Below are 345 nucleotides of genomic sequence, written 5' to 3'. Positions count from 1 at the left end.
GTGAAGGTGTAGTCGCCGTCCTTGGTCGCGGTCTTCGGCTTTTCGGTCAGGTCGTCGGTGATCGTGTCGCCTTCCTTGACGCCGGAGACGGTGACCTTGACGCCCTTGTCCCTGTTCGCGAGATCTTCAGCGGTGATCTCCTTGGGATCGACCGTGAGGGACGCATCGATCGGGTCGACGGCATCGTCATCGACGACGGTGATCTCGCCCTTGAGTTCCTTCGACTCCGTGCCTTCGCGGTCGATCGTCACGGTGAACGGGACTGTGCCCGGATCGAGATTGTCCGGGTTGCCCTTGTAGTAGATCGTGAAGGTGTAGTCGCCGTCCTTGGTCGCGGTCTTCGGC

The 345-nt window shown here is 61.2% G+C and carries 1 pseudogene; it reads right to left on the bottom strand.

What is annotated here, in order from left to right:
* A pseudogene (locus EZE58_RS02075) lies at window positions 1-345 on the bottom strand (hypothetical protein); the annotation flags it as partial.

Source organism: Brevibacterium sp. LS14, assembly GCF_012027885.1.
GTDB lineage: Bacteria > Actinomycetota > Actinomycetes > Actinomycetales > Brevibacteriaceae > Brevibacterium > Brevibacterium casei.
The sequence above is the reverse complement of the archived record's forward strand: the minus strand, read 5'-3'. Positions and strand labels throughout refer to the sequence as shown.